Annotated in this window: 20 protein-coding genes and 1 tRNA gene; 17 read left to right on the top strand and 4 right to left on the bottom strand. The window is 45.9% G+C overall.

Annotation, left to right across the window (positions count from 1 at the left end):
- Positions 1–18: 18 nt before the first annotated feature.
- Positions 19–969, top strand: a complete 951-nt coding sequence (whiA, locus tag ACZ5Q7_RS14200) for a DNA-binding protein WhiA (RefSeq protein ID WP_343753792.1) — start codon at positions 19–21, stop codon at positions 967–969.
- 137 nt (positions 970–1,106) lie between these two features.
- A complete protein-coding gene (locus ACZ5Q7_RS14195) occupies positions 1,107–1,361 on the top strand; it encodes an HPr family phosphocarrier protein (protein ID WP_343753790.1) in 255 nt (84 codons plus the stop codon).
- A gap of 86 nt (positions 1,362–1,447) precedes the next feature.
- Here the strand turns inward: ACZ5Q7_RS14195 and clpP are convergent, their stop codons facing one another.
- Complete coding sequence (gene clpP / locus ACZ5Q7_RS14190; protein WP_464432933.1) at positions 1,448–2,041, bottom strand: ATP-dependent Clp endopeptidase proteolytic subunit ClpP; 594 nt, start codon at positions 2,039–2,041, stop codon at positions 1,448–1,450.
- Between the two features lie 375 nt (positions 2,042–2,416).
- Between clpP and ACZ5Q7_RS14185 the strand changes: the two genes are divergently transcribed.
- Positions 2,417–2,490: transfer RNA gene (locus ACZ5Q7_RS14185), tRNA-Arg, on the top strand.
- 74 nt (positions 2,491–2,564) lie between these two features.
- Here the strand turns inward: ACZ5Q7_RS14185 and ACZ5Q7_RS14180 are convergent.
- Positions 2,565–3,470 carry a prenyltransferase gene (locus ACZ5Q7_RS14180; protein WP_343753786.1) on the bottom strand — a complete coding sequence of 302 codons (906 nt, stop codon included), beginning with the start codon at positions 3,468–3,470 and terminating at the stop codon, positions 2,565–2,567.
- 17 nt (positions 3,471–3,487) lie between these two features.
- Positions 3,488–3,985, bottom strand: a complete 498-nt coding sequence (locus tag ACZ5Q7_RS14175) for a hypothetical protein (protein ID WP_343753784.1) — start codon at positions 3,983–3,985, stop codon at positions 3,488–3,490.
- 153 nt (positions 3,986–4,138) lie between these two features.
- Between ACZ5Q7_RS14175 and rpoN the strand changes: the two genes are divergently transcribed.
- The 10 genes from rpoN to ACZ5Q7_RS14125 all read left to right on the top strand — a co-directional run bounded on the left by rpoN (position 4,139) and on the right by ACZ5Q7_RS14125 (position 16,412).
- Entirely contained in the window at positions 4,139–5,410 is a 1,272-nt protein-coding gene (rpoN, locus tag ACZ5Q7_RS14170; RefSeq protein ID WP_343753782.1) for an RNA polymerase factor sigma-54, read from the top strand.
- A gap of 12 nt (positions 5,411–5,422) precedes the next feature.
- Complete coding sequence (locus tag ACZ5Q7_RS14165) at positions 5,423–5,671, top strand: glutaredoxin family protein (protein WP_343753780.1); 249 nt, start codon at positions 5,423–5,425, stop codon at positions 5,669–5,671.
- Positions 5,672–5,801: 130 nt separating this feature from the next.
- On the top strand, positions 5,802–6,824 hold the full coding sequence (locus tag ACZ5Q7_RS14160; protein WP_464432930.1) for a sugar-binding transcriptional regulator: 1,023 nt from the start codon (positions 5,802–5,804) through the stop codon (positions 6,822–6,824).
- A gap of 49 nt (positions 6,825–6,873) precedes the next feature.
- Positions 6,874–7,881: a type I glyceraldehyde-3-phosphate dehydrogenase gene (gene gap / locus ACZ5Q7_RS14155; protein ID WP_343753774.1), complete on the top strand. Its 1,008-nt coding sequence runs from the start codon at positions 6,874–6,876 to the stop codon at positions 7,879–7,881.
- A 121-nt stretch (positions 7,882–8,002) separates the two neighbouring features.
- On the top strand, positions 8,003–9,184 hold the full coding sequence (locus ACZ5Q7_RS14150) for a phosphoglycerate kinase (protein WP_343753772.1): 1,182 nt from the start codon (positions 8,003–8,005) through the stop codon (positions 9,182–9,184).
- A gap of 28 nt (positions 9,185–9,212) precedes the next feature.
- Positions 9,213–9,971: a triose-phosphate isomerase gene (gene tpiA, locus ACZ5Q7_RS14145; protein WP_343753770.1), complete on the top strand. Its 759-nt coding sequence runs from the start codon at positions 9,213–9,215 to the stop codon at positions 9,969–9,971.
- On the top strand, positions 9,968–11,506 hold the full coding sequence (gene gpmI / locus ACZ5Q7_RS14140; protein ID WP_343753768.1) for a 2,3-bisphosphoglycerate-independent phosphoglycerate mutase: 1,539 nt from the start codon (positions 9,968–9,970) through the stop codon (positions 11,504–11,506). The genes tpiA and gpmI overlap by 4 nt, the downstream gene beginning before the upstream one ends.
- A gap of 300 nt (positions 11,507–11,806) precedes the next feature.
- On the top strand, positions 11,807–13,093 hold the full coding sequence (gene eno, locus ACZ5Q7_RS14135) for a phosphopyruvate hydratase (protein WP_343753766.1): 1,287 nt from the start codon (positions 11,807–11,809) through the stop codon (positions 13,091–13,093).
- A gap of 256 nt (positions 13,094–13,349) precedes the next feature.
- Complete coding sequence (locus ACZ5Q7_RS14130; RefSeq protein WP_464432927.1) at positions 13,350–14,816, top strand: transposase; 1,467 nt, start codon at positions 13,350–13,352, stop codon at positions 14,814–14,816.
- Positions 14,817–14,912: 96 nt separating this feature from the next.
- Complete coding sequence (locus tag ACZ5Q7_RS14125; RefSeq protein ID WP_343752598.1) at positions 14,913–16,412, top strand: alkaline phosphatase family protein; 1,500 nt, start codon at positions 14,913–14,915, stop codon at positions 16,410–16,412.
- Positions 16,413–16,467: 55 nt separating this feature from the next.
- Here the strand turns inward: ACZ5Q7_RS14125 and ptsP are convergent, their stop codons facing one another.
- Entirely contained in the window at positions 16,468–18,174 is a 1,707-nt protein-coding gene (gene ptsP, locus ACZ5Q7_RS14120; protein ID WP_343752597.1) for a phosphoenolpyruvate--protein phosphotransferase, read from the bottom strand.
- Positions 18,175–18,443: 269 nt separating this feature from the next.
- Here ptsP and secG point away from each other — a divergent pair, with 269 nt between their 5' ends.
- The 4 genes from secG (at position 18,444) to smpB (ending at position 22,347) form a co-directional block, all read left to right on the top strand.
- Positions 18,444–18,677, top strand: a complete 234-nt coding sequence (gene secG / locus ACZ5Q7_RS14115) for a preprotein translocase subunit SecG (RefSeq protein WP_343752596.1) — start codon at positions 18,444–18,446, stop codon at positions 18,675–18,677.
- A 111-nt stretch (positions 18,678–18,788) separates the two neighbouring features.
- Positions 18,789–19,535 (top strand): alpha/beta hydrolase, encoded by a 747-nt coding sequence (locus ACZ5Q7_RS14110; RefSeq protein ID WP_343752595.1) that lies wholly within the window; start codon positions 18,789–18,791, stop codon positions 19,533–19,535.
- 49 nt (positions 19,536–19,584) lie between these two features.
- Positions 19,585–21,774, top strand: a complete 2,190-nt coding sequence (gene rnr, locus ACZ5Q7_RS14105) for a ribonuclease R (protein ID WP_343752594.1) — start codon at positions 19,585–19,587, stop codon at positions 21,772–21,774.
- Positions 21,775–21,879: 105 nt separating this feature from the next.
- Positions 21,880–22,347, top strand: coding sequence for an SsrA-binding protein SmpB (gene smpB, locus ACZ5Q7_RS14100; RefSeq protein WP_343752593.1), 468 nt, complete (start codon positions 21,880–21,882; stop codon positions 22,345–22,347).
- Positions 22,348–22,378: the final 31 nt, after the last annotated feature.

Here is a 22,378-nt window from a genome sequence, read left to right as displayed (position 1 = left end):
CAAAGGGAGGTGCCGGGATTGTCATTTGCTTCTGAGATAAAAAAGGAACTGACCGGAATGGAATCGGACATATGCTGTCAATATGCGGAATTCGCAGCACTTGTTCGGATGAATGGTGTTATTTCCATGTCCGGACAGTTTTATACACTTGATGTACAGACGGAAAACGCAGCGATTGCACGGCGCATCTACACACTGATTAAATCGCTGTACCATATTCCGGTTGAACTTCTTGTTCGGAAAAAAATGAAACTGAAAAAAAACAATGTCTATATTGTCCGCATGAAGGAAAAAGCTCGAGATTTGCTGGTGGATATAGGCATATTAAACGAATCCAATACACTTAAGCGAGATATACCCACAGCTTATTTAGAAAAGGATTGCTGCCGCAAATCGTATTTACGTGGGGCATTTTTAGCCGGTGGATCGATTAATAATCCGGAGACGTCGTCGTATCATCTGGAAATTTTCAACGCATATCAGGAACATAATGAGGCCCTAACAGGGTTATTAAATGATTTTCAGCTCCGTGCCCGGCAACTCGAACGAAAAAATGGCTACATTGCCTATTTAAAAGAGGCGGAGAAAATAACCGAGTTTCTCAGCATCATTGGTGCTCACAATGCGTTGTTCAAATTTGAGGATGTCCGTATCGTCCGGGATATGCGTAATTCAGTCAATCGTCTTGTTAATTGCGAAACGGCTAATTTGAACAAAACAATCGGTGCTGCATTCCGGCAAATGGAGAACATTCACTTCATTGAAAGCACTGTCGGACTCGATGCGTTGCCGGAAAAACTTCAGGAAATTGCATCACTCCGGGTGCAACACCAGGATGTATCGTTAAAAGAACTTGGTGAGATGGTGAGCACTGGAAAAATTTCTAAATCCGGTGTCAATCATCGGCTGAAAAAAATCAATGACTTTGCAGAGACATTAAGAGAAAAAGGAAGCAGTTTCCAAAAGTGAATGGATCGTTGGCGTATGCTATAATAATAGTAATAGTAATTGCTATCATCATTTATTTTCAGCAGTTCACGTACTCATTGGCTGCTGTTTTTTTAAACATGCTGTAATCGATTGCAAAAAAGAGGAGGATGAAGGTTTTGGTTGAAGAATCAATAACGGTTGGACTTGATGCTGGGTTGCAGGCACGACCTGCAGCTGAATTTGTTCAAGATGCCAACAGCTATACGTCTCATTTATTTATTGAAAAGGATGGAAAACGGGTGAATGCCAAAAGCATTATGGGGTTAATGAGTCTCGCCATTACATCGGGGGAAACGATCACTCTCATTGCAGATGGTACGGATGAAGAGGAGGCCATGCAAAGGCTGATGGCATTTGTCTCAAATATGTGATCCTGGTGTTGATGTCCAACGTTGGTTCCATCAGGCAAAGTAAAGGGCTGCACGGTAATCCATGCAGCCCGGATGTTTCATGCTGTTCAGCTTTCATTCGTGTTTCGTTCGAGCACCTTATCAATCAAGCCGTATTCTTTGGACGCTTCAGCTGACATGAAATTATCGCGGTCTGTATCCCGTTCAACAACTTCCATTGGCTGGCCTGTGCGCTCAGATAGGATTCGGTTCATTTTTTCGCGCATTTCGATAATACGGCGTGCATGGATCTCAATATCCGATGCCTGACCTTGCGTACCGCCGAGTGGCTGGTGAATCATAACTTCACTGTTCGGCAGGGCAAACCGTTTGCCTTTTTCACCGGCTGCCAGCAAAAACGCGCCCATGGATGCGGCCATTCCGGTGCAGATGGTGGACACGTCCGATTTAATAAACTGCATGGTGTCATAAATAGCCATGCCGGAAGTGATTGAGCCGCCCGGTGAATTAATGTAAAGGGAGATGTCCTTATCAGGATCTTCCGCTTCCAAAAAGAGAAGCTGTGCGACAATGGAGTTGGCGACATTATCGTCGATGCCGCTTCCAAGCATAATGATACGGTCTTTCAGAAGGCGTGAGTAAATATCATAGGCACGTTCTCCGCGGTTTGTTTGTTCAATAACTGTTGGTATCAGATTCATACGTTTTTCCTCCTTGTTTCTCAAATTCATCCATGTAACTTACATGTTTATCATACCTAATAGGTCAAAAAAGGTCAAATGAAAAGAAGTCTATCCCCGTTAAAAAATTCACCAAAAACATCATTCCCTGTAAATACGAAAATAAACCTGTAACTGAAGACGTATGTATTTTTGGATTAGGTTACCGTACTGCGATCGTACCTCAATGGTGCCTGTTGTTTCAAGCTGTTTGCAGGGTACCAAAGCATTAATGATGGTGGGGCATCATATGTCAACGACCGTAAATAACGATTGAGTCATATAAATCATAAAAAACACTTGTAAAAACAAGCTCAAAGCGTTACAATATTCATTGTGTCGAAATCACATAAACATGCGCTCGTAGCTCAGTTGGACAGAGCACTGGTTTCCGGTACCAGGGGTCGGGGGTTCAAGTCCTCCCGGGCGCACTACCTAATAAAAAGCAAGGATCCCATTCATGCGGGCGCCTTGCTTTTTTATTTATTTTTAAGTGATTTTAACGCTATACCCAAATTCCTATTACCATCAACAGGCCGAATGCCCAGTGGTGCCATGCTGCCCATTTCATGCCGGAACGTTCATCCGTTCTTTCCGCATGGCTCCGGAATGACCAAAGCAGTTTGATGGCCAGCGGGGTTGCGCACAGGACGATGGTTGAAGATACAGGCAGAAAACCGGCTGTCATCAAGATAATGACCGTTACATATGGAAGAACCAACACCACCATCAGTAAACGGACAGCTCTTGCACGACCAAGAATCGTTGCAAGTGTTCGGCGGAATGGGCCGTCTTTTTCAATATCCCGTATATTATTGGTGAGAATCATGGATGCAATCAGCCAGGCAAATGGTAATGATATGGCGATAATCGGCACATCCATCCGATTGCCTTGAACAACATAGCTTAAAATCGTAACAACCGGTCCGAGAAAGGTAAAGGCGACCGTTTCCCCGAGTCCAATGGAACATAAGGGGCGGGGACCTGCGGAATATAGATAGCCAAACAGTATTCCTGCCATACCGACCGGGAGAATCCACCATGTGCTTTGGGTGGCGAGCCAACCACCAATGCTCATCGCTATCACGAGCATGGCAACACCTATATATAATACAGCATGATGGGAAGGGCCTTTCGCGTGAACGATGTCGGTCGTCCATTTTGGTTTGTCCTGCCCATGCAAAAAGTCATAGTAATCGTTAAATAGGTTGGTTGCCGACTGAACAAGCAAAGCGGCTGCGAGCATAGCCAGAAATAGATCTGGCTGTATCGTCCCATTGGCTGCAGCGATACCGGTTCCCGCAAGTATGGGTGTTACTGTTCCGGTCAGGGTCATTGGACGTAAAAGCTGGAGCCATGATGCACGGTAATAATAGATTGGCTGATTATCATTCACAGCGGAAGACATCATAGGATCAACCCCCTTTATTATAGAAAAACCATTAATACAATCAGAGTGACAAACCCAGCTACTTCAACGGATTCAAGCAAAGCAGCTTTTGCTAATGCCCTGAACAGTGGCGTTGTGTCGCCGTTATCCGCTGCTTCCCATAAAGCGGCATCCGACAATACGCCGATGGAATATCGGAATCCAATCCACACACCCCAAAACAGTGTCAGGATACCGACAACAAGCGCCATCATCCATATAGTTCCAAAATAGGTGTGCCAAATGTCGTTCCAACGGCTGATCGGACCGAAAACGGTGCCGAGTAGGATCCCAGTTGCAATCACCCCACCTCCTGCTCCTGTTAATAATGAATGGGACCATTGCATGAGAGCGAGCAGAAAACGGCGTTGATCCGTGTAAGCTTCTTTTCGAATGGCGGGAACAACGCCCCATCCGATAAAGAACACGCCGCCGACCCACGTGATAGCTAATAGTATATGAAGAAACACGATGATCTGACGGATATCCCAAAGCATGTTGACCACCCGCTTTTATTTGTCTACTATTATTGTATTCCTGTCTGGTTGGATTTGGTGTGATATATGTCACGAATGACTGAGTGGGGACACGTGCGTTTTTGTCAATTTTGTGGCATACTGAACGTAATCAGGATAGATGGGGGAGGTAGTATGCGGCCGACAATCGTTCAGGAACAGAAATTACAGCTGAAAATGAATCAGTCGCTTATCCAATCTATCCAGCTTCTGCAATTAACAGGGATGGAAGTCGTTGAATACATTCAAGAAATGGCGAAAGAAAATCCTTTAATTGACGATATTAGTTATGATGATGACCTGAGAAGCTTCACACAAGCCGGAGACACACAGCCAGCCATCGGGGAAATCAATCAGGCGGAAACGTCGATGCATGAGCAGTTGAAACATCAGCTGTACACCATTGATGTCCCCGATGATTTGCGCTCGGCTGTTTTGTATGGCATCGATTCGCTGAATGACGATGGCTATTTGGAAATGGATATGGACACATGGGCTGAAGCGTGTTCGATTCCTATCTTGCAGGCAGAAGAAGCTTTGCGGTGGGTGCAGTCGCTCGAACCGGCAGGTATAGGTGCGCGCTCGCTCAAGGAATGCATTCTCTTGCAGATGGGTGAGGAATGGTCGTTTCTGGAGGAACTGCTGGAGGACCATCTGGAATGGCTGGCTGATGAGGACATATCAGCGATAAGCTCCCATTTTCGATTAACGGAAGCGGAGGCTGAGAGCGTCCTGCGGCACATTCAAGCCTGTCATCCCAAGCCTGGCCATCTTTTATCAGCCCAAAAAACGGAACATATCATTCCGGAAGCGCACATCTATGAAGACGATGGGACATGGTATGTGTCATTTTATAAATGGCATGCACCGACGATTGAAATCAGTGACGCATATAAAGACTTCCGGCCGGATGATGCGGATGCCAGAAAGTTTTTGAAAGAGAAGCACGAACAGCTTCAATGGTTGCAACAAGCTGTCCAGTTTCGCGGAAACACGTTGGAACGGGTAATTAAGACGATTGTCCGGAAACAGCAGCGTTACTTTTCGCATGGTGCCATGATGATGCAACCATTAACACTTAAGGATCTTGCTGAGGCATTGGATATGCATGTTTCCACCATAAGCCGGGCCATTATGAATAAATACATCCAGACGAAACAAGGCGTCATACCGTTGAAGTTTTTCCTGCAGTCCGGTGTTAAACAAACCAATGGGCAACAAACAGCATCGTTTGTAATTAAACAATTAATCGGTGAACTCATTAACGGCGAAAATAAGCAAAAACCGCTTTCTGATCAGACGATTAAGGAACGGCTGTACGAGGAATTCGGAATCACAGTGGCGCGGCGCACCGTTGTGAAATATCGGGAACAACTGGGCCTGCCGTCATCAACAAAACGAAAATAAGGAGAATCCCGAATGCGACGCATCCTGTTTTACACGAAAGCCCACTGCCCATTATGCGATGAAGTGGAAGCCATACTGGATCTATTGCAACGCGTCCATCCATTCGACGTAGAGGTGAGAGACATTGAAACGTGTGATGAATGGTTGGAAGCGTATCAGATGGTCATTCCTGTCGTGGAAATAGAAGGGCGGACATTTGCATACGAAGCCATCAGTTATGACGTGCTCGATCACGTTTTGCAGGAATCAACGGCCAACTGATGCAAAACGTTTGTATAAAGCAGATGGTATGGTAAAATAATGGGGAAACATCACTTTTCTCTTTTTTTGATCTGCGTGGGATGGTTTTTATTGGTCCGGGACGAAATATGTCCAAATGAGGAGTTTTTATATGAAAGAAATCATGGATTTGCAGAAAAAATTATACCCTGATTTGCTGGACGTTATGCAGCAGCGCTACGTTATTTTGCAGAACATTGAACTCCTGGAGCCGATTGGAAGACGGGCGCTTGCCGAAAATACCAACGACACGGAACGGCATATTCGCGGGGAATTGGATGTCCTGTCCAAACAAGGCTTGGTGACCGTTACATCAAAAGGAATGCAACTGACCAAAGAGGGAAAAATAGTGATTAATCAACTCGCGTCCTTCATGCATGAAGCGATGGGGCTGGATACCTTTGAAAAACAGCTGGAGGAAACATTACAGCTGGAGAGGGTTGTCATTGTTCCGGGAAATAGCGATGAACAGGCGTGGGTTAAACAGGAAATGGGCAAAGCGTGTGTCTCGTATTTACAGGATAACAAACGCTCCCATGAGACCATTGCTGTTACAGGTGGAACGACCATGGCGGCTGTAGCTGATATGATGGCACCGTTAAGCGGGGAAGTGGATTGTTTATTTGTCCCTGCACGGGGTGGTATCGGAGAAAAGGAAGAACATCAAGCCAACACCATTGCTGCGAAGATGGCACGACAGGCGCATGGGAATTACCGTTTGCTGTATGTCCCGGACCCATTAAGTGAAACGTCGTACCGGACCATGATTGAAGAACCCGCTGTTCAAGACGTACTGCATTTGATGTATGAAGCGGATGTTGTTCTGCATGGTATCGGTGATGCACTGACCATGGCTGAACGTCGTAAGACACCGGAGGATATTCTGCAAAAGCTCCGGGACGGACATGCTGTCAGTGAAGCGTTCGGTTATTACTTCAATGCATTCGGTGAGATTGTTCATCATGTCCGGACCATAGGCATCCATTTGGATGATTTATCCGAAAATAGCAAACGCGTGATCACGGTAGCCGGGGGAGAATCCAAGGCACAAGCGATCGAGTCGTATTTCAAGCAGGGGAAAAGTGATTTGTTGATTACGGATGAAGCGGCTGCTGAAGCGATTTTAGAGGGATGATTATCTCCCTTTGAATATAGTATGGCATTATGATATAGGAGGAATAGATATGGCACTAAAAATAGGTATTAATGGATTCGGGCGTATCGGACGTAACGTATTCCGTCAGGCTTTTAAAAATGACGAGGTGGACGTGGTTGCTGTTAATGACTTGACGGATGCCAACATGCTTGCACATTTGCTGCAGTATGATACGGTTCATGGTATGCTGGACGAGGACGTCATGGTAAAAGGGGAAAACATTGTGGTCGGCGGCAAAGAAGTGAAGGTACTTTCCGAACGCGATCCTGCCAACCTTGGCTGGGGGGATCTTGGTGTGGACATCGTCATTGAATCCACCGGCCGTTTCACCCAGCGTGAGGATGCGAAGAAACATCTTGATGCAGGGGCGAAAAAGGTGATTCTTTCGGCACCGGGCAAACAGGAAGATCTTACTATGGTCATGGGAGTCAATGAAAACGACTATGATCCGTCTGAGCACTATATCGTTTCCAATGCGTCGTGTACAACCAATTGCTTAGCGCCACTCGTTAAAGTATTGCACGATCATTTCGGTGTGCAGCGCGGTTTGATGACAACGGTACATTCGTATACCAATGACCAGCAAATTCTCGACTTGCCGCATAAAGATTATCGACGGGCCCGTGCGGCAGCGCAGAACAGCATTCCAACGACAACAGGCGCGGCAAAAGCCGTTGAAAAAGTGCTTCCTGATCTAAAAGGGAAATTAAATGGAATGGCGGTGCGTGTGCCGACACCGGATGGATCGTTGACGGACTTTGTTGCCGATCTTGATCAGAATGTAAGCAGGGAAGACATCAATAAGGCGTTTGAAGCCGCATCAAAAGGGGAAATGGAAGGCATTGTTGGCTATACGGAAGCACCGCTCGTGTCCAGTGACATTATCGGTAATACCCATTCATCTCTTTTCGATGCCCAATCAACCATGGTTCTTGAAGATAACATGATCAAAGTCGTATCATGGTATGACAATGAAATGGCTTATTCCGCGCGTTGTGTGGACATGGCTGTCTATATCGGCAAGCAGGAATTATAAGGAGCATAGGGGAGGAACATCCTCCTCTTTTTTTCAGTGTAATGGCGGGCGCCTGTTGCCTGTTTAGAACGGCAACGGTCACCTATACTTACATAATTGGTATGATCAGGGAGGTAGTTGCATGAATAAAAAAACGCTTTACGATCTTGATGTTGAAGGCAAAAACGTGTTTTGCCGGGTTGATTTCAACGTGCCGATGAGTGATGGCGAGGTGACGGATGACACACGTATCAAAGCCGCATTGCCGACCATCAACTTTTTATCAGATAAGGGCGCGGTTGTCATCCTGGCCAGTCATCTCGGCCGCCCGAAAGGAGACGTATCGGATGAACTGCGGCTTGATCCGGTTGCGGAACGATTGAGCAACTTAATCGGAAAGAATGTCGTTAAGACGGATGCCGTATATGGCCAGGAAGTAAATGAAGCCATTTCACAAGTCGGCAATGGTGAGATTATTTTAATAGAAAATGTCCGTTTTGAACCTGGCGAAGAAAAAAACGACCCGGAACTAATTGATGCATTTGCGGCTATGGCTGATGTGTATGTCAATGATGCTTTCGGTGCAGCTCACCGTGCGCACGCATCAACGACCGGTGTTGCGGAGAAGTTGCCTGCTGCGGCTGGATTTCTTATGGATAAAGAACTCGACGTCTTGGGAAAAGCACTGGAAAATCCCGATCGGCCCTTTACCGCGATCATTGGCGGTGCGAAAGTGAAAGACAAAATCAATGTTATCGATCATCTGCTTGATAAAGTGGACAACTTAATTATCGGCGGCGGGCTTGCCTATACATTTGTTAAAGCGCAAGGTTACGATATTGGTAATTCACTGCTTGAAGAGGATAAATTGGATCTTGCCCGTGAATTTATGCAAAAAGCGGAAGAAAAAGGGGTCCGATTTGTGATACCGGAGGACGCGGTCGTTGCGGACGATTTTTCCGAAACAGCCCATACCAAAGAGGTGGCCATCACACATATTCCCGACGATTGGGAAGCGCTTGATATCGGACCAGCAACAAGCCGAACCTATGACGACATTATCAAAGAATCGGCATTGGTCATCTGGAACGGACCCATGGGCGTCTTTGAATACGACGCATTTGCCGGCGGAACAAAAGCCGTTGCCGAGAGCCTTGCCCGCACGGAAGGCTATACAGTGATCGGCGGCGGAGACTCAGCAGCGGCCGTTGAAAAATTCGGATTTGCCGATGACATGGACCATATATCAACAGGTGGAGGCGCGTCGCTTGAATTTATGGAAGGAAGGGTCCTTCCAGGTGTCCAGGCGCTGGACGACGCGTGATAAAATAAACGATAGTGAGGTGAGAAACATGCGGAAAACGATAATAGCCGGAAATTGGAAAATGAACAAATTGGCGGCTGATGCCGATCAGTTTGCCGAAGACGTGGTGGGTAAACTGCCGAATGATGACAGCGTTGAGGCCATTGTGTGTGCGCCATTTCCTTTTTTGTCGTCCCTTGTAAAAACAGCTGACAACAGCAAGCTGCACATCAGTGCTCAGACGATGCATTTTGAAGAGAATGGCGCGTTTACCGGTGAAGTCAGCCCAGCCATGCTAGCGGATCTTGGTGTCACCCATGTCGTCATCGGACATTCCGAACGTCGCGAGCATTTCGGGGAGACCGATGAAACGGTTAATAAAAAGGTGCACGCCGCTTTTGCCCATAACTTAACGCCTATCATTTGTGTCGGGGAGACGCTTGAACAGCGCGAATCCAATGAGACGAACGCTCATATCGATGCCCAGGTCCGCAAAGCGCTTGACGGATTACAGAAGGATCAGATTGAAACCGCGATTATTGCCTATGAGCCAATTTGGGCGATCGGTACAGGCAAAACAGCATCCAGTGACGAAGCTAATGACGTATGCGCTCATATCCGGCATGTTGTTGAAAATATGACAGACGAAACGGTTGCCTCGCAGATGGTTATTCAATATGGCGGCAGTGTGAAGCCGGCCAACATTGATGACTTGCTGGGACAATCTGATATTGATGGTGCATTGGTTGGCGGTGCCAGTCTTGACCCGGATTCATTCCTGCAAATGGTGGAGGCAGGGACCAAATGACACATCGAAATCTTGCCGCGTTAATTATACTTGATGGCTTTGGACTGCGTGATGAGGAAAAAGGCAATGCGGTCAAACAGGCACATACGCCGAATTTCGACCGTTTGTGGGACCAATACCCGCACAATCAGATGAAGGCAAGCGGAGAATCGGTCGGTCTTCCGGAAGGGCAAATGGGCAACTCGGAAGTCGGTCATCTCAATATCGGTGCCGGACGCATTGTCTATCAAAGTCTGACTAGAGTCAATCTGTCCATTAAAGAAGGCGAATTTTTTGAAAAAGACGCTTTCCTAACATCCATCCAGTATGCGAAAGAGAAGAACCAGGCGTTGCACATTTTTGGACTGTTATCGGATGGTGGCGTTCACAGTCACATTGATCATTTATTTGCATTGTTGAAATTGGCGAAAGATCAGAATCTGACAAATGTGTACGTCCACGCGTTTCTTGATGGCCGTGATGTCGGACCGCAAACGGCTAAAACATATGTGAAGCAGACCGAAGAGAAAATGCAGGAATACGGGGTTGGTCAGTTTGCTACTATTTCCGGCCGCTATTATTCCATGGACCGTGATAAACGCTGGGATCGAGTCAAAAAAGCATACGATGCCATGGTTTATGGCGACGGGCCAACGTATCGGAATCCATATGATGTCATCGATGACGCTTATGACAATGGCATTTACGATGAATTTGTATTGCCATCCGTCATGATCGATGATAATGGCGAGCCTGTCGGACAGGTTCAGGACAACGATTCAATGATTTTTTACAACTTCCGTCCGGATCGTGCCATCCAAATTTCGCGGACGTTTGCCAATGACGATTTTCATGATTTTGATCGCGGCAATCATCCGCCGAAAAATGTGGACTTTGTGATGCTGACCGAATTTAGTGAATCCATTGATGGGTATGTCGCGTATAAACCAGTGAATCTCGACAATACGGTTGGCGAGGTTCTGGCACAAAACGAGATGAAGCAGCTCCGGATTGCTGAAACCGAGAAATACCCGCATGTGACGTTTTTTATGAGTGGCGGCCGGGAGAACGAATTTCCTGGTGAAAAACGTGTGCTTATCGATTCACCGAAAGTGGCGACGTATGATTTGCAGCCGGAAATGAGTGTCTATGACGTAACAGATTCGCTGTTGGGTGAGCTGGATAGCGGGGAGCACAATGCGATTATTTTGAATTTCGCTAATCCGGACATGGTTGGCCATTCCGGCAGACTTGAGCCAACCATCCAGGCGATCGAAGCAGTGGATGCGTGTCTCGGCAAAGTGGTTGACAAGATTCACGAACTCGGTGGTCATGCCATTATTACCGCTGACCACGGTAATTCGGATGAAGTGATCACGTTGGACGGTGAACCGATGACATCTCATACGAAAAACCCGGTTCCTGTCATTGTGACAAAAGACGGGGAAGAACTGCGCAGCGACGGTATTTTAGCGGACTTATCGCCGACGTTGCTCGACTTATTACATGTTGAAAAACCGGAAGAAATGACCGGCCAAACACTGATAAAAAAATAAGGAAACGGTAAAATAGGGTCAACACCAAAATCTATGGTGTGAATATGGTAGTAAAACTAGCTAGCGTAGGAAAAACACGGCGACTCCTGTGGAATGCGCAGTGTGAAGACCCCGCAGAAAAAGCGATCTTCTTTTTCGAGGAGGCTGAGGACAAGCCCACGGAAAGCGTCGTGTTTTTCCGAAGCGACTGCTTACGTCGAAATGACATCTAATTTGTCAACCATAGATTTTGGTGAACAGCTATAAAATAATTTAAATAATTATCGATGAACAAAACTCAAACATAAAGGAGTGAATTGAATGCCTTTTATAACAGATGTCTATGCCCGCGAAGTTCTTGATTCTCGCGGCAATCCGACCGTTGAGGTGGAAATATTTACCGAATCAGGTGCATTTGGAGCAGCGTTAGTCCCGAGCGGTGCCTCCACTGGTGAATATGAAGCCGTTGAACTGCGTGACGATGATCAAAACCGTTATGTAGGAAAAGGTGTCCAAAAAGCAGTGGAACATGTTAATGACGTCATTGCCCCTGAATTGCTGGGCATTGATACGACTAGACAGAATATCATTGATCAGATCATGTTGGAACTGGATGGAACAGACAACAAAGGCAACCTTGGAGCCAATGCGATTCTTGGCGTATCCATGGCCGCAGCACATGCTGCAGCAAGTTATCTGGAGCAGCCATTGCACCATTACTTAGGTGGCTTTAACGCCAAAACACTTCCGGTGCCAATGATGAACATTTTAAACGGTGGCGAGCATGCGGATAATAATGTTGATATCCAGGAATTCATGATTATGCCTGTTGCGGCACCGACATTTAAAGAAGCATTGCGTACCGGCGCCGAAATTTTCCATTCGTTGAAAAAAGTGCTCAAATCCAAAGGGTATAGCACAGGTGTCGGGGACGAAGGTGGTTTTGCTCCCAATCTTGAATCCAACGAAGAAGCGCTTGGAACGATTGTCGAAGCCATTGAAACTGCTGGATACAAACCTGGTGACGACGTGAAGCTGGCGATGGATGTTGCCGCCTCTGAAATATATGAAGACGGTAAGTATAACTTGAAAGGCGAGGGCGTTGTTCGAACCGCCGAAGAAATGGTCAATTGGTATGAGGAGCTTATTCATACATACCCCATCATTTCGATAGAAGATGGTTTGGATGAAAACGACTGGAAAGGCCATCAAATGCTGACCGAACGGATTGGCGACCGTGTCCAGTTGGTGGGTGATGATTTGTTTGTGACCAACACAAACAAGCTGTCCTACGGGATTGAACAGGGGGCCGGCAATTCCATTTTGGTCAAAGTCAACCAGATTGGCACATTGACGGAAACGTTCGAGGCTATTGAAATGGCTAAGCGTGCCGGCTATACGGCCATTATTTCCCATCGATCCGGGGAAACAGAAGATGCGACGATCGCAGACATTGCGGTTGCAACCAATGCAGGCCAGATTAAATCCGGTGCCCCGTCCCGCACTGATCGTGTCACCAAATACAATCAACTGTTGCGGATTGAAGATGAACTCGCCGGCATGGGTCAATATGCCGGATTAAATGCTTTTTACAATTTAAAAAAATGATTGTTATGCAGTAGGCAAATTGAGGTTTTTTCCGACTTGAAACGACGGTTACGAAACCTGTACTTGTAAACAACCCACAATAAAAAAATGGTTAGAAAGATGGTGATCCAAAAGGAGAGCCATCTTTTTTTAAATAAACGTTTTCAAAAAGTGAGATTTTCCTAGAAGTCCGGTGAAAAAGTCAACCTGTTCTAGGAATTTCCTAGCTTTATGTCGAATATAGTCATACAGAACACTCTAGAAGGATGATCCATTTATGCATTCGCCAAAGCAAAATCACATTCAACCCAACATGTTTCAATATATTGATATGGAGGATCTCGTTCCCAGGCATCATATCCTGAGAAGGGTGAAAGATGTTATTGACTTTTCAGCTGTCCACGATCAGGTGAAACCTCTCTATTCCGAAAAGACAGGCCGACCATCCACGAATGCTGAATTGGTCGTGCGGCTGGTTGTACTTGAGTATCTATTTAATCACTCGGAACGGGAACTGTTTGAAACGCTCCCCATGCATGCAGGCTACCTGTGGTTTTGCGGCCTGGATTTTGAGTCGTCACTTCCTGATCGAACAACACTTGTTAAAACAAGAGCGCTTTGGCGTCGCCATGGTATTTTTGATGATATCATGATGCATGTCGTTAATCAGTGCATTGCTTCCGGCCTCGTTCGCCCAGACGTTCATGCCGGTGTGGATGGCACACAAGTGCATGCAAACGCGTCCATTCATAGTCTGGAAGAAATAGAGCTGGCCCCGGTTCAAACCATTGAAGCTTACCTGGAAGTTAAAAAGCAACGTGATGAAGCGTCTTTAAGACCATCAGGTAATCCGAACAGCGACGATGATGACCAAAACCCTCGGCCTCCGAAATCAAAGGAAAATAATAAATCGGATCAGCTTCAGGAAAATGCCAGCCATGAAGACTTTCACGGCAAAACGTTTTCCAATCAAACCCACCGGAGTACGACAGACCCGGATGCCCGTCTGTACAAAAAGAGCAAAGGACAGGAGGCCTATCCGCGTTACCTTGTGCACAACCTGGCAGACGTTGAGTCAGGCGTTATTTTAAAGACCAATGCAAGCATTGCTTCCGGTACAGCAGAAAGAGAAATAAGCCAACAACAGCTGGCAGCTGTTCGTTTTCAGCATCCACAAATCCATATTCAGACCTTGTCGGGTGACAAGGCTTATGGGACACCGGCGTATTTGGCCTATCTCATTTCGCTGGGCATCATCCCTTTGGTTTCTTTGCAGGACCACGAGTTGGAAGAGATCCCGACTTGGCAAAGGAAAACCCACAAGCCTGAGCAGCAAAGAAAGCGTCAGGAAAAAGTCGACAAAGTTGAGACCAAAAATCAAGCAAAACACATTCAGATTGACGGCAAATACCAGGCTATTCAGAACCAGCGTGTCCAGTGTGAACATGGATTCGCCGAAGCCAAGACAGTGCACGGGCTGGATCGTGCCAAAAGCAGAGGGCTGGACTGCATGCAGGAACAAGCACTCTGTACCGCCATCGTTCAAAATCTTAAGAAGTTAAGCCGGTTCAAAGGTAAAAGGCCCAGGACCGGCGTTTCAGCATGCGCTGAAACAACCAAATGGGATGAAAGACACCACCGTAATATCTTCATTTCTTTTGTTTTTAAGAGAATTAAAGAACAATTCAGGTTCTTGTTCGCATCTTTGATGGATCAAAACTGTAGTTTTTCACCAGTCTTCTAGATGCCAATGAAAGAATAAATAAAAATAAATCGGACAGTAATAAGAAAGAACCTTTATTTTGGGGAAGATCTATGACATATAGTGAGGGTGAACAGAGTGGATCAACATGTAAAACCGCGAAAGCCAGTCATTTTATTAAATATTGATTCTTTGATGCCTGAACCGCTAGAAATAGCTGTACAAACCGGACGTGCACCCGCTTTGAAGTTTTTAATGGAAAATGGCAATTATATTCCTAATATGGTCAGTTCATTTCCTACCATGTCAGTAACCATTGACAGCAGTCTTTTGACTGGTACTTATGCTGATAAGCACAAAATTCCTGGTTTAAACTGGTTTGATGAGTCCAAAAATGAAGTTATTAACTACGGGACGGGATTCAGGGAGACGAATAAGTCAGGGCTCAAAAAAACAGTCCATAACATGCTTTACCGGTTGAATAATCAACATTTGAGCAGTAATGTCAAAACGATTTATGAAGAATTGGCCGATAAGGGAATTCGATCGGCTTCCATTAATTCCTTTGTCTATCGCGGCAATACTCCACAAAAATTGCAAGTTCCCGGACTGCTTCGCGGATTGACCCGATTTAAGGATGGTCAGTGGACAACGGAAGCACCATCGATTTTTTCGTTAGGTGTCTTTTCCAAACTGCGTAAAAGAAGTATGGCAACTCAAATTGCTGCCGGAAATTATAAATATACAGCCCGTGAGTTGCGTCATTTAATTCGCCAAAATAAACTTCCGGGATTTACGTTTTGTATCTTTCAAGACTTGGATTTTCGTATTCATTTTAAAGGACCCATGGATATAAAGGGGATTGCCAAAATTGACCGCCAGATCCAAAAAACATTGAATCTATACTCAAGCTGGGAAGAAGCGCTTAACAGAAATGTATGGATGGTTATGGGCGATAACGGTCATGCCCCGATGGGTTCCAATTATCGAGATTTCTTAATTGATCTGCGTAAAATCCTGAAAAACTATCGTATCGCACGAATTCGGCGATCCATACGCAAAAAAGACCAGGTGGTACTAAGTGTGAACCAGCGCATGGCTTATATTTATATACTGGATAATACATTGCCACTCTCTGCTATTGTCGAGCAACTGAAGAAAGATCACCGGATCGATGTCATTGCCAGGAAGACCGACGACGGCATTTGCATCGACTCAGGGATGAGAGAAGGGTCGTTGTACTATCGTCCAGATGGCGACTATTCGGACATATACCAACAAACATGGGACATAAAAGGAAATACTGAACTTTTGGATCTAACGGTAACGCGTAACAAAACCATTTCCTATGGGGATTATCCCGATGCATTAGCTCGTGTTTATGGTGCATTACATTCTCAGCCAGGTCGTTTTATCGTCGTTAATGCCAAGCCGGGTTGTGAATTTAAAGCACAGTCGACACCATTTCATCTTGGTGGCGCTGCGCACGGTTCCTTGCATAAACAAGAAACACTAGTTCCTTTGATGATTGCAGGAACCACTCTTGAGCCAAAATACCCTCGGTTTGTCGATATGAAAGCTTTTCTGTTGGAGCTCATAGAGAAGAATGGAAAAGAGACGAGCAAGGACAGTTATTAAACAGTAAACAAAAAATCCCGTTCCCCATATAAAGAGGGATACGGGATTTTCATCGTTATACCGTTTTTTCGTTAATAAATTCAATCACTTCGTCCGTCGTGTTCATTGCCAACAGTTTTTCGTTAAAGGATGCCATTGTTTCTTTGGACAATCCTCTGATTTGTGTGCGGGCCGGGAGGATGGACGTTGCGCTCATGCTGAATTCATCAAGCCCGAGCCCTAATAATGCCGGGATGGCGATCGTGTCACCGGCCATTTCACCGCACATGCCGACCCATTTATTTTCGTTGTGGGCTGCGTCGATCACATTTTTCACAAGGGTCAAAATAGCCGGGTGGTACGGCTGGTATAAATACGAGACGCGCTCGTTCATCCGGTCAGCAGCCATAGTGTATTGAATCAAGTCATTGGTGCCGATGCTGAAAAAGTCTACTTCTTTGGCGAATTGTGGCGCTGTTACAGCAGTGGAAGGAATTTCGACCATAATGCCGACATCGATATCATCAGCAACATCCGTTCCTTCCTTGGTCAGGTTTTGTTTTTCGTCGGAGAAAATCGCTTTAGCCTGACGGAACTCGTCAAGCGTGGCAATCATCGGAAACATGATTTTAAGATTGCCATACACGCTGGCACGTAATAGAGCCCGCAGTTGTGTCCGGAAGATGCCTTCGTTTTCCAAACAGAAACGAATGGCCCGGAATCCAAGAAACGGGTTAAGCTCATCGGGCAAATCCAAGTAATCAAGTTCCTTATCCCCGCCAATATCAAGGGTGCGGACAACAACCGGTCTATCTCCCATTTTTTCCAGAACGGATTTATAAGCGTCGTACTGCTCTTTTTCGGTTGGAAGCTGGCTTTTTCCCATGTATAAAAATTCGGTGCGGTACAAACCAATGCCTTCGCCGCCGTTATCAATGACGCCATCAACGTCTTGCGGATTTCCAATATTGGCCGCCAATTCTACCTGGTTGTTATCAGCAGTCATCGTCGGTTCATCTTTTAGCTTGGCCCACTCCTGTTTTTGTTCTTCAAACTTAGCTTGTTTCTTTCGATAGGCATCAAGGTCTGCTTCGGAAGGACGGACGACTACGTTTCCCTCGAGACCGTCCACAATAACTATGTCGTTTTGCTGGACGGAGCTGGTTACTTCTTTGGTGCCGACGACAGCAGGGATCTCCATTGAACGAGCCATGATAGCGGAATGGGATGTTCGTCCACCTGTATCCGTGGCAAATCCCTGGACAAACTGACGATTTAATTGAGCGGTGTCAGATGGTGTCAAATCTCCGGCAATGATAATGACTTCCTCATCAATTAATGCAGGATCCGGAAACGTTACCCCGAGCAAGTGGGCCAATACCCGTTTGGTGACGTCCTGAATATCAGCTGCACGTTCGCGCATATAGGCGTTATCCATATTGTTGAACATGTCAATGAACGTGTTGGTTGTTTCTTCGAGTGCCGCTTCGGCCATAACGTGATCGCCAGTGATTTTATCTTTTATCGGTCCAATCAGTTCCGGATCGTCAAGGACAAGCAAGTGTGCTGAAAAAATTTCTGCCTGCTCGTCGCCCATTTCTTCCTTCGTATGGTCTTTTATTTTTTCCAATTCCTGTTTGGACGCAGCAAGTGCTTCGTCCAATCGTTTAATTTCGCTGTCCGGGTCATCAATGGGTTTCGTTTCATATGTTAGCTCCGGTGTGACAAGCTGATAGGCTTTAGCAATCGCTATGCCACTGGATGCAGCAATGCCTTCGATCATTTTGGGACCAACCTCTCCAAAGAATTTACTTCTTCACTTTTGTATTATTTTACACGTTTTTGTCGGATTGAATCAAGACATGTCAACTTGCGGTATGAGCCGGTTCAACCACTGGAAGATATGGGTGTACAGTTGTATGAATCATTCATCCATTTCAACAAGTTGTCGCGTTGATCATATTCCAACCAAACTCAAAAAGCTTGCGATAAATCGTATGATTATGCTAAAGTACAAATAGGTATTTGCCGGTTGAGGAGGTGCTTGAAGGAATGGAAGGGTTTGTCCATATTGTATTGCTGATTGATGCTATTATTATGATTGTTCTTGTTTTGCTGCAATCCGGCAAAAGCGCTGGTCTTTCCGGTGCGATTTCCGGCGGAGCGGAGCAGCTGTTTGGTAAACAAAAAGCACGCGGCGCAGACTTATTCCTGCACCGTGCCACCATTGTGACTGCAGTATTGTTCTTTGTGCTGGCTTTTTTAAGTGCATATATTTTACAATAATCTATGAGCCCTTATCGCAGCAATGTGATAAGGGTTCATTTATTTTTAAAAGATCGTCATCAGGGTAATGTATAACAGATGGCACGATGCACAAGAGGAGATGAAACCGTTATGAAGATAAAATTGCCGCAGCCATTCACGTTTGAAGCCGGACCTAGGGCAGTATTGCTGCTGCATGGGTTTACCGGACATACAGCCGATGTACGCATGCTTGGCCGTTTTCTGGAATCGAAAGGGTATACGAGTCATGCCCCCATATACCGCGGCCACGGACAAGAACCTGAAGAATTGATTAAAGCCGGGGCGGATGAATGGTGGGAAGACGCTGCTCAGGCTTACCATCATCTGCAACAACTCGGGTATTCTGAAATAGCCGTTGCCGGATTGTCCCTGGGAGGCGTGCTTGGATTAAAATTGGCCTATTCCAAACAGGTGAAAGGGGTTATCCCGATGTGTGCCCCCATGTTTTTTGATAACCAGGAACAATTGACGAAAGGGTATCGGTGGAAAGCGAAACAATTCAAGCAACTGGAAGGTAAAGACCATGATACGATCGAAACCGAAGTCCAGGCGCTTGTTGATCAGTCCCGTGGCATGTTCAGTGACCTGGGTAATTTAATAACGGAAGTCCATGACCATGTCGATACGATTTACACCCCGACATTCGTTGTTCAGGCCGGCCAGGACGACATGATCAACACCGATAGCGCGGCCTATATTTATGACCATGTGGAAGCGGATCAGAAAGGCATCAAATGGTATAACGAATCCGGTCACGTCATCACCATGGACAAGGAAAAAGAGCAGCTGCATGAGGATATTTATCAGTTTCTTGAGTCGCTTGATTGGAATATATGATTATAAATCGGAAAAAACGTGAATAATACCAAAGAAAGCAGGTGAAAAAATGACTGATACGATGGTTGAACGAGTACGAAATTACTTTAACGAACATAGTGAAAAACCGCTGGCTGTCGATGAACTGGAGGAAGAACTGGGGTTGCAGGAAGCCGTGGAATTCAAGGAGCTAGTGAAAGCTCTTAATGAACTTGAAGAAAGCGGTGAGCTTGTCCGGACACGGAAGAACCGCTTCGGCCTGCCGGAAAAAATGAACCTTGTCCGCGGCAGTATTCAAATGCACGCGAAAGGATTTGCTTTTCTGATTCCGGACGATGAGAAACAATCGGATATTTACATTCATCATTCCGATTTGTCGTCTGCGATGAACAAGGATAAAGTTCTGGTCCGTATTGAAAAAAGAAATAGCGACGGAAGCAAGCCTGAAGGAACAGTCATTCGAATTTTGGAGCGTGCCACCCATCAAGTTGTCGGAACGTTTGACGATAATGGATCGTTCGGCTTTGTCATTGCGGATGATAAACGGATACCCAACGATCTGTTTATACCGAAAAATCAAACGGGTGGTGCTGTCACTGGCCATAAAGTCATCGCGTATATTACTAAATACCCGGAAGGACGGATGAGCGCGGAAGGCCAGGTTGTCCACATCCTTGGTCATAAGAACGATCCCGGCATTGATATTATCTCGATTATTTATAAGCATGGCATTAAAATGGATTTCCCGGAAGAGGTGCTGGAACAAGCTGCTCAGACGCCGGAGGAAATCGATCCGTCTGAACTGAAAAACCGGCGTGACCTGCGCGACAAACAAATTGTCACCATTGACGGAGCGGACGCCAAAGATCTCGATGATGCTGTATCCGTTCAGAAATTGGACAATGGCCATTATCAGCTCGGTGTCTATATTGCTGATGTCAGTTATTACGTTGAAGAAAACACACCGATTGACAAGGAGGCATTGGAACGCGGAAACAGTGTCTATTTGGTCGACCGGGTCATTCCGATGATTCCGCATCGGTTATCCAATGGCATTTGCTCGCTTAATCCGCAAGTTGATAGACTGACATTAGGGTGTGAGATGGAAATAAATGAGAAAGGTAACGTTATCCATCACGAGATTTTTCAGAGCGTGATTAAAACCGACGAACGCATGACGTACCGCGATGTCAATAAAATCCTCGTTGATCAGGATGAACAAGTCCGTGACCACTTTAAAACGCTCGTCCCTATGTTTGAAAATATGGAGAAACTCGCGGAAATATTACGCGGCAAACGAATGGGGCGCGGTGCCATCGATTTTGATTTTAAGGAAGCGGAAATATTGGTGGATGATCAAGGCAACCCGGATGATGTTGTGGTAAGAGAACGATCTGTTGCTGAGCGTCTGATTGAAGAATTCATGCTGGCTGCCAATGAAACCATTGCTGAGCATTTTCATTGGATGGATGTCCCATTTATTCACCGGATTCACCAAGACCCGGATGAAAGCAAACTTCAACATTTTTTTGAGTTTATTGCCGGTCTCGGATACGTGGTGAAAGGAACGGCCAATGACATTCACCCGCAGGCGTTGCAGAAAGTTATTGAAGAGGTGAAAGGCAAGCCGGAAGAAATGATTGTTTCCAAGCTGATGCTGCGCTCTATGCAGCAGGCAAAATATGACCCGCAAAGCGTGGGGCATTTTGGGTTGGCAACGGATTTTTACACCCATTTCACATCGCCCATTCGACGCTATCCGGATTTGATTGTACACCGATTGATCCGGACGTATCTGATTGACAAACAGGTTGATAAGAATACGGTGCAGTACTGGCAAGACCGGATGCCGGAGATTGCCCGCCACGCTTCCGAAACCGAACGGGCGGCAGTGGACGCGGAACGAGAGACGGACGATTTGAAAAAAGCCGAATTTATGCAGGATAAACTCGGTGAGGAATTCACGGGTGTCATTAGTTCCATTACGAATTTCGGGCTGTTTGTTGAACTGGAAAACACGATCGAAGGCCTTGTGCATGTCAGTTATCTGACGGATGACTATTACCACTATGACGAACGCAATCACGCCATGATCGGTGAACGGACCGGCAACATGTACCGTATTGGTGAAGAAGTCGATGTGCGGGTGGCCAAAGTCGATTTGGAGGAACGAGGGGTTGATTTTGAGCTGGCGAATCCCGCCCCCGGAGCAAAGAAAAAGGGACAAAAAAAGATAAAGGCAAAAAAAGCTAAAAAATAACCTGCGTAAAGATGTTTATGACAGGAAATGGACACGGTCATTATTGGCATAGCTGCTTTTTTTCTGTTACAATAATATGCACGAGGTAGTGGGAGGAAAGTACGTATGCCAAAAGGAACCGGAAAAGTCATTGCACAGAATAAAAAAGCAAGGCATGATTTTTCGATAGAAGAAACCATCGAAGCGGGTATTGTTTTAAGAGGAACGGAGATTAAATCCATTCGTGCCGGGCGCATTAATCTGAAGGACTCTCACGCCCGCATTGATCGCAATGGGGAGTTGCAGTTAGTCAACATGCATATTGCGCCATATGAGCAGGGCAATCAGTTTAATCACGATCCCACCCGGTCGCGCAAATTGCTCCTGCACCGTAAAGAAATTGACAAACTGATCGGTCACATTCAACAAAAAGGCTACTCCCTCGTTCCATTGAAAGTTTATATTAAGAATGGTGTTGCAAAAGCGCTTATCGGAGTAGGGAAAGGGAAAAAGAAATACGATAAGCGGGAAGACTCGAAACGGAAGCAAATGAAACGTGATGCTGATCGTGCTATTAAGGAAAGCATGAAGTGATCACCAGTTTCAGTTGACTTTTGCTTCAGAC

Source organism: Lentibacillus halophilus, from assembly GCF_055395055.1.
This window is presented reverse-complemented; position numbering and strand designations above follow the sequence as displayed.

Excerpts from the sequence above, each read along its gene's own strand:
- eno (WP_343753766.1), top strand. The coding sequence starts at position 11,807 with ATGCCTTTTATAACAGATGTCTATGCCCGCGAAGTTCTTGATTCTCGC.
- ACZ5Q7_RS14150 (WP_343753772.1), top strand. The coding sequence starts at position 8,003 with ATGAATAAAAAAACGCTTTACGATCTTGATGTTGAAGGCAAAAACGTG.
- rpoN (WP_343753782.1), top strand. The coding sequence starts at position 4,139 with ATGCGGCCGACAATCGTTCAGGAACAGAAATTACAGCTGAAAATGAAT.
- ACZ5Q7_RS14165 (WP_343753780.1), top strand. The coding sequence starts at position 5,423 with ATGCGACGCATCCTGTTTTACACGAAAGCCCACTGCCCATTATGCGAT.
- clpP (WP_464432933.1), bottom strand. The coding sequence starts at position 2,041 with ATGAATCTGATACCAACAGTTATTGAACAAACAAACCGCGGAGAACGT.
- ACZ5Q7_RS14160 (WP_464432930.1), top strand. The coding sequence starts at position 5,802 with ATGAAAGAAATCATGGATTTGCAGAAAAAATTATACCCTGATTTGCTG.
- secG (WP_343752596.1), top strand. The coding sequence starts at position 18,444 with ATGGAAGGGTTTGTCCATATTGTATTGCTGATTGATGCTATTATTATG.
- rnr (WP_343752594.1), top strand. The coding sequence starts at position 19,585 with ATGACTGATACGATGGTTGAACGAGTACGAAATTACTTTAACGAACAT.
- ACZ5Q7_RS14175 (WP_343753784.1), bottom strand. The coding sequence starts at position 3,985 with ATGCTTTGGGATATCCGTCAGATCATCGTGTTTCTTCATATACTATTA.
- ACZ5Q7_RS14130 (WP_464432927.1), top strand. The coding sequence starts at position 13,350 with ATGCATTCGCCAAAGCAAAATCACATTCAACCCAACATGTTTCAATAT.
- gap (WP_343753774.1), top strand. The coding sequence starts at position 6,874 with ATGGCACTAAAAATAGGTATTAATGGATTCGGGCGTATCGGACGTAAC.
- ACZ5Q7_RS14110 (WP_343752595.1), top strand. The coding sequence starts at position 18,789 with ATGAAGATAAAATTGCCGCAGCCATTCACGTTTGAAGCCGGACCTAGG.
- ptsP (WP_343752597.1), bottom strand. The coding sequence starts at position 18,174 with ATGATCGAAGGCATTGCTGCATCCAGTGGCATAGCGATTGCTAAAGCC.
- tpiA (WP_343753770.1), top strand. The coding sequence starts at position 9,213 with ATGCGGAAAACGATAATAGCCGGAAATTGGAAAATGAACAAATTGGCG.
- ACZ5Q7_RS14180 (WP_343753786.1), bottom strand. The coding sequence starts at position 3,470 with ATGATGTCTTCCGCTGTGAATGATAATCAGCCAATCTATTATTACCGT.
- gpmI (WP_343753768.1), top strand. The coding sequence starts at position 9,968 with ATGACACATCGAAATCTTGCCGCGTTAATTATACTTGATGGCTTTGGA.
- smpB (WP_343752593.1), top strand. The coding sequence starts at position 21,880 with ATGCCAAAAGGAACCGGAAAAGTCATTGCACAGAATAAAAAAGCAAGG.